The following is a 9,302-nucleotide window of genomic DNA, read 5'->3' as shown; positions in this document are numbered from 1 at the left end:
GTCTCAGCGTTGCGGGAAGAGGAAGGCGAAGGCGATGCGCCGCCGCCAGGCATTGGTGAGCGGTTCCTCGATCACGCCGAGCCGCTCATAGGCGTGGAGGAAGGTGGCAGGACCGGTGAGGATCCCGACATGCTTGGCGATGGCGCGGGGCCTCATGCAGAAGAGGACCAGCGCGCCGGGACCGGCCTCGGCAGGCGACACCTCGATCATCATGCGCCGCGCGCCTTCGGCCAGAACCTCGCGCGGGCCGGTCTCGCCCCAGTCGCGGCTGTAAGGCAGAATCGGGAACGGCTCCGGCCCCACCACGTCGCGCCAGACCCCCCGCGCGAGCCCGAGGCAATCGCAACCGACGCCGCGCAGGCTGGCCTGGTCGTGGTACGGCGTGCCGAGCCAGGAGCGTGCGACGGCGACGACACGCGCGGGGTCGGCCGATGCGAGAGGTTGCGTCACAGCACGCCTCCCTCGTGGCCGCCATCCTTGGTGGCGTAGCGCAGCACGGCATCCTGGCCGGGGATGTGCGGGAACCCCCGGAAGTTGGCCGTGTTGGCGAACCTGGCGCCGCAGGTCTCGATCCGCTTATCGCAGCCCGCACGGATGGTGAAGGCATTGCCCTCGGAGATCTCGCGCACCGGCGCCTCGAGAAGGGTCAGCACGGCGATGCCGTCCGTCACATCATGGCCGAGAACCTCGGCCCGACGCCCCGCGTTGGAGCCACTGGTCCATTCGATGGTCCCGAAGGTGAACCAGCCGGAGGCGAAGCCGCCGAGGCCCGAAGCGGTGAAGGCGCGGTCGCGTAGAAGGTCGATCACGACGCTCGTGCCCTTGAACGCCGGGTTCTCCAGATCGACGCCGCAGCGCGCATCGCCGAGCGCGGCATCGCAGGTCGCCTGGAACGTCCGCCCGATCGTCTGGCCAAGCACATGCGCGAGCGAGCGGACTTCGGCGACGAAGGCCAGCCGCCCGCGCCGGATCTGGCCGATGGCCCCGCGCCGCATCAGCACGCGCTGGTTCGTGTCGGCCCAGTTCACCCGCCAGACTTCGACCTCGGCGTTATCCCAGCGGCCGTCGAGGATGTCGGTCTCGGTAATCCGGTCCGAGGTCAGCACGCCCTCGGCGTCCTGCGCATCGACCGAGAGGTCCGAGCCGGAACGGACCTCGGAGGCCGTCAGCCCGCTCTCGGGCTCGAAATCCGTCCCCTCGAAGCTGAGCGTCCGATCGTGGTCGGTGAAGCCGAAACTCGTGCCGTCGGCGCGCACGATCCGCCAGCACCAGGCGAGCGTCGTCGTTCCCTCGTCGAGATGGGCCTGCAGGTCGGGGTCGAGGGACTTCATCGGCGCAGTTCCAGAAGCGGGATGGAGGTGATCGAGCCGAGCCGCTCGAGGTCGAGCGTCACGTCGAGCGCGTCGGTGTCGAAACGGACCGGCACGTCGAACTCGAAGCCCGCGGTGATGGCGGCGCCAGCGCCCGGCGCGGTGCTGAAGGTGACGACGCCGGTGGCGGTGTCGACCGACCAGCCGGAAGGCTGCTCGACCCCGCCGAGCGCGATGCGCGCGGTTCCGGTCACCGGCTTCGCGACGGCGCGCGTCCAGGATTGCGCACCCGAGGCGTAGCGCTTGACCAGCTGGAAGGCGGTCGTCGCGCCGTCGCCCGTGCCGATAGACTGATCGGTGGGCGACGGCGTGCCCGAAGGCAGGCAGGACTTGTGGTCACCCCAGTCCTTGAACCGGAAGCCATGCAGGCGGCCATTGCGCGCCTCGAAGAAGGCGACGACGGCGGCCAGATCGTCGGCGCGGCGGATGCCATAGGCGACATCGTAGCGGCGGCGCGAATTGGCCCAGCTGGCGTTGCGCTCCTCGTCGCCCGAGGCGAGCTCGACGATCTGCGTGCGCCGCTCCGGTCCGCCCCGCGCACCTCGGCTGATGTTGTCGGGAAACCGGACCTCGTGAAACGCCATCACATGCCCCTCCGACCGAGCGACACGGCGCGGGCGATATCCGCGGCGACCTGCGTTCGCGATTGCCGGAAGCTCTCGGCGTCGCGGGCCATGATGGTCACGTTGACCCCGCCGCCCGCGCCGTAGCTCTGTGCCTCCCGCCGCGACAGCACGCGTTCCCCGCGCTGCAGGATCGCGGGCACCTCGTCGTGACGAAGCCCGGCCATGCCGCCACCATGCATCCGCGGCGCGGCGGCGAAGGCCATGGCCGGGACCATCCGCGAGGGTCCAGCCGATCCGACCATCCCGCCCGCATGCAGGACGTTGGCGAAGATGCCGCCCACCCCGGAGAAGACGCCGGAGAGCGCATTGGCGATCGGCCCGAGGATGAACCGCCGCGCCGCCAGTTGGGCGAGATCGGCCAGCAGCGACGTCACCAGATCGCGGAAGTCGAGCTTGCCGGTCTTCACGAACTGGCCCACCGCGTTCTCGGCCGACTGGAAGGCGCCGACGAGGCTCTGGCCGATGTCGCCACCGATCTCGCGGGCCTTGCTGGCGTAGTCGGAGAGCGCGGCGGTGACCGCCCGCCAGCCGGTGACGGCCGCATCGGTCGCGGGCTCCGCTACCGCAGCAGCAGCTCCGGCCGCCACACCTGCATCTGTTGCGGCGCGCCCGGCGTCGCCGAGGGACGTCTCCAGGCGCTCCGCCGCAGCGGTGGTCTCGGCCAGTGCGTCGGCGCCGTCCTCGTCGGTGCCGCGTACGGCATCGCGCAGCGCCTGCCAGCTTTCGAGGGGCGCACGGGCCCCCTCCGCCAGGTCGCGCGCCGCGCCGCGGTAAAGGTTGGCGGACTCGAGCGCCCTGTTCGCCGCCTCGGTCAGACCGAGATCGGGCGCGGAGAGCGGATTGTCCTCGAAGGCCCGATCGAAGGCCGCCTGAGCTGCCGTGGTTGCGGCAGTCGCCGCTCCCTCGAAGCGGTTCTCGATCTCGCCGAGGTCGAGGTCCGGAACCAGCGATATGCGCCGCTCCGACCCGAGCGCTTCGAGCCCCTGGTTGATGCCGCCGATAAAGCCGTTGATCCGCGAGACCACCCCGTTCAGCATCGCCTCGACGCCATCGACCAGGCTGTTGGCCGCCTGGAACGCGAGATCGCCGATGGCGGCGGGCAGCAGGCCCCAGATCGCCTTGATCGCCTCGTAGGCGCCTTCGAAGGTGTTCGCGGCCGTGTTGCCGAAGCCCACCACGCTCTCGATGGCGCTCTGCATGCCCGATGCGGCATCCGCCTTCAGGTCGAAGAACATCGCCGTGGCGGCCGCGCCCGCCGCCGCCGCGCCCATACTGATGCGTTCCCAGACCTCGACCGCGAGGTCCTTCAGGAGCGACATCGCTTCTCCGAAACCGCCGGCGCCGGAGACGAGCCGGGTGAACTGGTAGACGAGCTCGCCCGCGCCGACGATCAGCGCGCCGATGCCGGTGCGGATCAGCGCCCCGCGCAGGACAACGAGCGCCGTGGCGAGGCCCCGGACCGAGAGCGCCGCAGCCGCCATGCCGGCGACCCAACGTCCCGCGAGGAACGCCGCGAAGGTGGCGGCATAGGTGGTCAGGCGGCCGATGTTGTCCAAGAGACCGCGGATCGCGATGCCGAGCGGCCCGGTGCGGCTGGCCACCGCCGCCATGGCATCGGCGACGGCTTCCAGCGCAGGTGCCGCTGCGACCGCCAACTGGTTCGAGAGCCCGCGCCAGACCAACCCGAGCCGCGAGATGGCGTCGTTCGTCCGCTCGATCTGGTCGGCGTCCTGCTCGGAGACGACAACCCCGAAGGCGAGGACGTCCTCTGTCGCCTGGCGCAGCGTCGCGGTGTCGATCCGGCTCATCGCGATGGAGCCTTCCTCGCCGAAGAGCTGGCCCGCGACCGCCGCGCGCTCGGCGGCAGGCACGAAGCTCTCGATCGCCGCGTTGATCGCGCCCACGCGCTGGTCCAGCGGCAAGGCGATCAGCTCATTTGCTGAAAGCCCCAGCCGGTCGAGCGCGTCGGCAGCAGGGCCGGTCCCGGCGGCCGCCTGACTGAGACGGCGCGTCAGATCCTTGGTGGCCTGCTCGATGCCGGACATGGAGACGCCCGCCAGATCGCCCGCGCGCTCCAGCGTCTGGATCGAGGCGACGGTGGTGCCGAGCGACTGCGCCAGCTTCGCCTGCGCATCGACCGTCTGCAGGCTGGACCGGATCATCGCCACGCCAGCAGCGGCTGCGGCGGCCACGGCAGCGGCAGCCGCGACCCGCACCCGCCGCGAGAAGGCCGCGAGCCGGGCGTTCGCGGCTTCCATCTCCCGGCTCAGCCGTCCGAAGCCGCGCGACCCGGCCTCGCCCACGCCTTCGAGTTCGGCGCGCACCTGCCGTCCGCCCACGGCCGCGAGGCGGACGCTGACCCTCTTCTCAGCCATGGGAATGATCCATCTTTTCGTTGAGCTTGGCCACCATCACCGCTTCGATGACGGGCAAGAGTTCACCCGCAGCAGCGGGCGGGACGCCGAGCGCATTTCCCAGAGCGAGGGCCGCGGACAGGTCCCAGCCGACCACCGCGCCGGGCAGCACGCGCAACTGACCGCCGAGGCGGCCGACGAGATCCCAGACCTGCCAGCCCTCATGGGTAAGCGGCCGGTTCAGGCGCGTCGGGCAGTCTTCGCACGCTTGCGCGCAGGCTTCGCAGTAGCGCTCGCCCCCGCCGAAGGACCACTCGGCGAGAGCGCGGAGGCGTTTTTTTCCTGTTCCAGCAGCAGGCCTTTGGACACGTAGGTCAATTGGAAGGCCTCGAAGATCGGCCAGACGTCGAGCAGCGTGTCGATGGCCTCGGGGGTGGGATCGATCGGGTTGCCGTCGGCATCGCCGATGCCCTCCCAGCCGAGCACAGCCCGTCGCGCCAGCGCCTTGGCGAAGGCGACGGCGCGCTCCTCGTCGGAAGCCTCCTCGGGCACCGCCTCGACGGCGGGGTCGCTGCGCGTCGCGACCATCAGGGCGGTCGTCAGCGGGCGCAGTTGCACCCGGACGCCGGGGGCGAGGTCATGCCAGCGCGGCGCGTTGGTCAGGTCGAGCGTCAGCATCAATACGTCTCCACGTCATTCACGAGGGTGGCGGTGCACATCCGGCCGACGACGCTGTCGCGCGCGGCCTGCCAGTCGAATGTCGCCTGGACGCCCTGCGGCCCGGAAATCTCGATCCGTGGACGCGGCAGGTAGACGGCGTGCACGGTGAAGGAGAAGCTTTCGCCTGAAGGCAGGACGTAGGCGAATTCCATCTCGCAGGCCTCGCCGTTGATCGCCTGCGTCACCAGCGTCTGGTCGGCGAAGCGCACCTCGATCCGGCCCGTCAGCGCGGCAATGGATGGATCCGCGCCATCGATGCGGCCGTCCGAGCGGATGGTCTCGATCCGGTCGAGGTTGTTGGCGTAGGTGATCTCGGCCGAGACCACATTGCCGAGGGCGGTGCCGTTCCGGGTGATCGCCCCGTTGAAATGGCCGAAGCGCTTCAACTCCAGTGCGGCGGGCGTTCCGGCACTGGTCGTGGTGCCGACCGTCTCGCCCTGCGCCACCAGCCGCGCGGTCGCGGTGAGCAGGCCCGAGCGCTGCATCTGCCAGGTGATCTGGTCGAGCACGCAGCCCGAGTACATCGCATAGCGGGGCACCTCGGGCATGCCGGTCTCGATCGACATCGAGGGCAACGTCCAGGACCCCGACTGAAATTCGTGGCTGTACGGGGCCTCCGCGCCCGTGGTCGTGGGCGCGCCGAAGGCTGCCTTCAGCCAGAAGCCGAACGCCTCGGCGTCCAGCGGCACGACGACGTCGCCGTCGGCCGTCACGGCGTCCTTGATCGGCGCTAGCGGATCGCGGCCGTAGCCGAGAAGCTCCGAATTCAGCAGCGGCTGCTCCGCGCCGAGCGACGTGCTGGCGAAGGGCATGCGGGTGAAGCCGCTGACGGGCGGCGTTCCATAGGTCGTCTCGAACGCAAGCGCCATCAGCGCTCGCGCCCCTTGGGCTCGTGCCATGTTCGTCTCCTGTGGTCGGTTGGGTCAGGCCAGCGGGTCGGCCGTGGAATAGTGCAGCACGACCGGGATAACGGCGGCCTTCAGACTCGCCGCGCCCTCGACCGGCAGATCGACCGGGCGCGGGGCTTCGGCCTCGACCCAGTCGCAGAACCCGCCCAGCGTCCGGTCGGCGGCGAGCGCTGCGCCGATGCTGGCGGTCAGCGTGTCAAAGGCGGCGTCGCGATCGGCACCCTGAACGACCGCCTCGATCTCGGCTCGGTGCTGGTAGTGATAGCGCAGCGGCGACAGCGTGACTTCGGGCGCACCTGGTTCGCCATCGCGCAGGATCATCAGGCCCTCGACCGGCATGCGCTCGGGCAGCACGTCCCCGCGCAGAGCGGTGGCGGGCAGCGCCGAGAGCCGCGCGTGCAGCGCGACGAGGATGGTTTCGCGAGGTGTCATGGGTCGGCCGAGTTGGAAATCGCGTCGAGCACCGGACAATCGGGGACTTCGGCGCCCGAACACCTGGATGCAGTTGTAGCGAGGACGGATTCGATACGCCGAAGATCCGCGATCCTCGCGCGGACATCGGCAAGGTGCCGCTCCGTCCGTTCCTTGACCTCGGCGCAGGTCGGCGCGGCGCCGTCGCCGAGCCCCATCAGCCCGCGGATGTCCTCCATCGAGAACCCGAGTTCGCGGGCGCGCAGGATGAAGCGGAGGCGTGTGGCGTGTGCGGCGGAATAGACCCGGTAGCCGGCGTCCGTGCGGGGCGGGTCGGGCAGCAGGCCGGTCTTCTCGTAATAGCGGATCGTCTCGATGTTGCAGCCGGTCGCCCGGGCCAGGTCGCCGCGTGTGAAGCCGCTCTCGCGCTCGTGATCGGTCATGGGCAAGTTTCCTCTTGAGCCTGTAGTTGCTACAGACCCTACACCCATCGTCAATCACAGACGAGAGGTGCGCGACATGGCGCTGACAGACGACAGAACGGACAGCACGGGCGCGGATCGCCCCGCCCGAAAGGGCTGGCTCGCGGCGGGCGGTGTGGTGGGCGCCTTTCTCGCCTCGGCCTGCTGCATCGGGCCGCTGGTGCTTCTGACTCTCGGCATCTCGGGCGCCTGGATCGGCAACCTGACGGCTCTGGAGCCTTACAAGCCGATCTTCGCCGTGATCGCGCTCGGCTTCATCGCGGCGGGTTTCTGGCAGGTCTATTTCCGCAAGCCAACCGTCTGCGAACCCGGTTCCTACTGCGCAAGGCCAGCATCGGCGCGCATCACCAAGTCGGCTCTCTGGGCCTCCCTGATCCTCGTTCTCGCAGCCCTCACCATCGACTGGTGGGCCCCGCTTCTCTACTGACCCCGAAAGGACATCCACATGAAGAAGATCCTTGCACTCGCCTTGTTCGGCCTGACCGCCGTTGTGCCGATCACCGCCATCCCTGTTGCCGCGCAGACCGTCGCCGCCGAGCAGACCGTCACCTTCGCGGTGGACAACATGACCTGCGCGCTCTGCCCAGTCACCGTGAAGCGTGCGATGGAGGGCGTCGCGGGCGTGCGCGCCGTCGAGATCGACTTCGATGCCCGCACCGCCACGGTGATCTTCGACACCGCCGCGACGAGCGCCGACGCCATCGCGACCGCGTCGGCCAATGCAGGCTACCCGGCGCGTGTCGCGGGCTGACGAGATGACCGAGCAGTCCGACCGCAAGCTGATCGCGACAGGGATCGTCGGCACCGTCATCGCGGCGCTCTGCTGCTTCACTCCGGTGCTGGTGGTGCTTCTGGGTGCCGTGGGCCTGTCGGCCTGGCTGGGTTGGCTCGACTACGTTCTGCTGCCCGCGCTCGCCTTTTTCGTCGCGCTGACCGTGTACGCGGTCTGGAGACGGCAGCGGCGCCAGACCACTCGAACGGATGGATGACTTGATGAAAGACGATTGCTGCGCGCCCAAGGGCGATTTCGACCTTGCCGTGATCGGCGCCGGATCGGCCGGGTTCTCGGCCGCGATCACCGCCGCCGAGGGAGGCAAGCGCGTCGCGCTGATCGGCCATGGCACCATCGGCGGGACCTGCGTGAACGTGGGCTGTGTGCCCTCCAAGACGATGATCCGGGCCGCGGAAGCCCTGCACGGTGCGCAGACAGCACATCGGTTCCCGGGCCTGAACAGCGAGGCGCAGGTCGCCGACTGGTCGGCGCTGATTGCGGCCAAGGACGATCTTGTCGCGACACTGCGCCAGAAGAAGTACGCCGATCTGCTGCCGGGCTACGGCGGTGTGACCTATCTCGACGAGGGTCCGGCGCGTCTCGTCCTCGGCGGGGTCGAGGTCGGCGGGCGCAGGATCACGGCTCCCAAGGTGATCGTCGCGACCGGTGGCCGACCCGCCGTGCCCGACATCCCTGGGATCCAGGACGCACCAACGCTCGACAGCACGTCGCTGCTGGAGCTGGACCGGTTGCCCGAAAGCCTGATCTTCCTCGGCGGCGGCTACATCGGCGTGGAGCTGGCGCAGATGATGGCGCGGATGGGCACCCGCGTCACCATTGTCTGCCGCTCGCGCCTGCTGCCGCGCACAGAGCCGGAGGTGTCCCGGGCGCTGACGGAGACGCTGCGCGCCGAGGGCGTCGCGGTTGTCGATGGCGCGACCTACGACGCCGCACGGCGCGACGGGGTCCGTGCGGTCCTGACGGTGACGGTGGACGGCGCAGACCGCGATCTGACGGCCGACCGCCTCGTCCTGACGACGGGACGCGCAGCCAACACCGAGGGGCTGGGCCTCGCGGAGATGGGCGTCGAGACCGACGCGCGTGGCGCGATCCGGGTGGGCGACGACATGCAGACCACGAAGGCCGGCATCTTCGCGGCGGGCGATGTGACCGACCGCGACCAGTTCGTCTACATGGCCGCCTATGGCGCCAAGCTCGCGTCCCGCAACGCCGTTCTGGGCGGGGCGGAGCGCTACGACAACGCCGCGATGCCGTGGGTGGTGTTCACCGATCCGCAGGTCGCCGGCGTCGGGCTGACCGAGGCGCAGGCGCGCGCCGCGGGTCATGACGTCAAGACCAGTGTGCTGACGCTCGACAACGTGCCCCGCGCGCTCGCCGCCCGCGACACGCGCGGCCTGATCAAGCTCGTCGCGGACCGGGCGACCGACCGCCTCCTGGGCGGCGTGATCATGGCGCCGGAGGGAGCCGACAGTGTCCAGACGCTCGCCATGGCGCTCAAGTTCGGCATGACGACAAAGGCGCTCGGCGAGACGATCTTCCCCTATCTGACCACGGTAGAGGGGCTGAAGCTCGCCGCGCAGACCTTCGACAAGGATGTCGCGAAGCTGTCGTGCTGCGCGGGGTAACCCGAGCCGTCGG

At 69.9% G+C, this 9,302-nt stretch carries 13 protein-coding genes; 4 read left to right on the top strand and 9 right to left on the bottom strand.

Going from position 1 to position 9,302, the window contains the following annotated elements; genetic code table 11:
* Positions 1 to 3: 3 nt before the first annotated feature.
* From EOJ32_RS10475 to EOJ32_RS10440, 9 genes are all read right to left on the bottom strand, one after another.
* Positions 4 to 450: an NlpC/P60 family protein gene (locus EOJ32_RS10475; RefSeq protein WP_093359544.1), complete on the bottom strand. Its 447-nt coding sequence runs from the start codon at positions 448 to 450 to the stop codon at positions 4 to 6.
* Positions 447 to 1,331, bottom strand: a complete 885-nt coding sequence (locus tag EOJ32_RS10470; protein ID WP_093359545.1) for a DUF2163 domain-containing protein — start codon at positions 1,329 to 1,331, stop codon at positions 447 to 449. The genes EOJ32_RS10475 and EOJ32_RS10470 overlap by 4 nt, the downstream gene beginning before the upstream one ends.
* Positions 1,328 to 1,954 (bottom strand): DUF2460 domain-containing protein, encoded by a 627-nt coding sequence (locus EOJ32_RS10465; RefSeq protein ID WP_083548837.1) that lies wholly within the window; start codon positions 1,952 to 1,954, stop codon positions 1,328 to 1,330. The genes EOJ32_RS10470 and EOJ32_RS10465 overlap by 4 nt, the downstream gene beginning before the upstream one ends.
* Entirely contained in the window at positions 1,954 to 4,371 is a 2,418-nt protein-coding gene (locus EOJ32_RS10460; RefSeq protein WP_127898519.1) for a phage tail tape measure C-terminal domain-containing protein, read from the bottom strand. The genes EOJ32_RS10465 and EOJ32_RS10460 overlap by 1 nt, the downstream gene beginning before the upstream one ends.
* Positions 4,364 to 4,528: a hypothetical protein gene (locus EOJ32_RS20140; RefSeq protein ID WP_163464830.1), complete on the bottom strand. Its 165-nt coding sequence runs from the start codon at positions 4,526 to 4,528 to the stop codon at positions 4,364 to 4,366. Before EOJ32_RS20140 ends, EOJ32_RS10460 begins: the two co-directional genes overlap by 8 nt.
* Before the next feature lie 62 nt (positions 4,529 to 4,590).
* Positions 4,591 to 5,028: a hypothetical protein gene (locus EOJ32_RS10455; protein ID WP_127898518.1), complete on the bottom strand. Its 438-nt coding sequence runs from the start codon at positions 5,026 to 5,028 to the stop codon at positions 4,591 to 4,593.
* Positions 5,028 to 5,969, bottom strand: a complete 942-nt coding sequence (locus EOJ32_RS10450) for a phage tail tube protein (protein ID WP_083548834.1) — start codon at positions 5,967 to 5,969, stop codon at positions 5,028 to 5,030. The genes EOJ32_RS10455 and EOJ32_RS10450 overlap by 1 nt, the downstream gene beginning before the upstream one ends.
* 24 nt (positions 5,970 to 5,993) lie before the next feature.
* Positions 5,994 to 6,410: an acyl-CoA transferase gene (locus tag EOJ32_RS10445; protein WP_083548833.1), complete on the bottom strand. Its 417-nt coding sequence runs from the start codon at positions 6,408 to 6,410 to the stop codon at positions 5,994 to 5,996.
* Positions 6,407 to 6,832 (bottom strand): helix-turn-helix domain-containing protein, encoded by a 426-nt coding sequence (locus tag EOJ32_RS10440; protein WP_062563550.1) that lies wholly within the window; start codon positions 6,830 to 6,832, stop codon positions 6,407 to 6,409. The genes EOJ32_RS10445 and EOJ32_RS10440 overlap by 4 nt, the downstream gene beginning before the upstream one ends.
* Positions 6,833 to 6,908: 76 nt before the next feature.
* Between EOJ32_RS10440 and EOJ32_RS10435 the strand changes: the two genes are divergently transcribed.
* From EOJ32_RS10435 to merA, 4 genes are read left to right on the top strand one after another with little or no spacing between them, the layout of a single operon-like run.
* Positions 6,909 to 7,298 carry a mercuric transporter MerT family protein gene (locus EOJ32_RS10435; protein WP_062563549.1) on the top strand — a complete coding sequence of 130 codons (390 nt, stop codon included), beginning with the start codon at positions 6,909 to 6,911 and terminating at the stop codon, positions 7,296 to 7,298.
* Between the two features lie 18 nt (positions 7,299 to 7,316).
* Positions 7,317 to 7,622 (top strand): heavy-metal-associated domain-containing protein, encoded by a 306-nt coding sequence (locus EOJ32_RS10430; protein ID WP_062563548.1) that lies wholly within the window; start codon positions 7,317 to 7,319, stop codon positions 7,620 to 7,622.
* A 4-nt stretch (positions 7,623 to 7,626) separates the two neighbouring features.
* On the top strand, positions 7,627 to 7,860 hold the full coding sequence (merF, locus tag EOJ32_RS10425; protein WP_123644184.1) for a mercury resistance system transport protein MerF: 234 nt from the start codon (positions 7,627 to 7,629) through the stop codon (positions 7,858 to 7,860).
* Positions 7,853 to 9,289, top strand: a complete 1,437-nt coding sequence (gene merA, locus EOJ32_RS10420; RefSeq protein ID WP_127898517.1) for a mercury(II) reductase — start codon at positions 7,853 to 7,855, stop codon at positions 9,287 to 9,289. Before merF ends, merA begins: the two co-directional genes overlap by 8 nt.
* The last annotated feature ends 13 nt before the right edge of the window (positions 9,290 to 9,302 follow it).

It is taken from the genome of Paracoccus sp. Arc7-R13 (assembly GCF_004010775.1).
GTDB classification, from domain to species: domain Bacteria; phylum Pseudomonadota; class Alphaproteobacteria; order Rhodobacterales; family Rhodobacteraceae; genus Paracoccus; species Paracoccus marcusii.
Note: the sequence above shows the minus strand (reverse complement) of the source record. Positions and strands in the feature narration are given on the sequence as shown.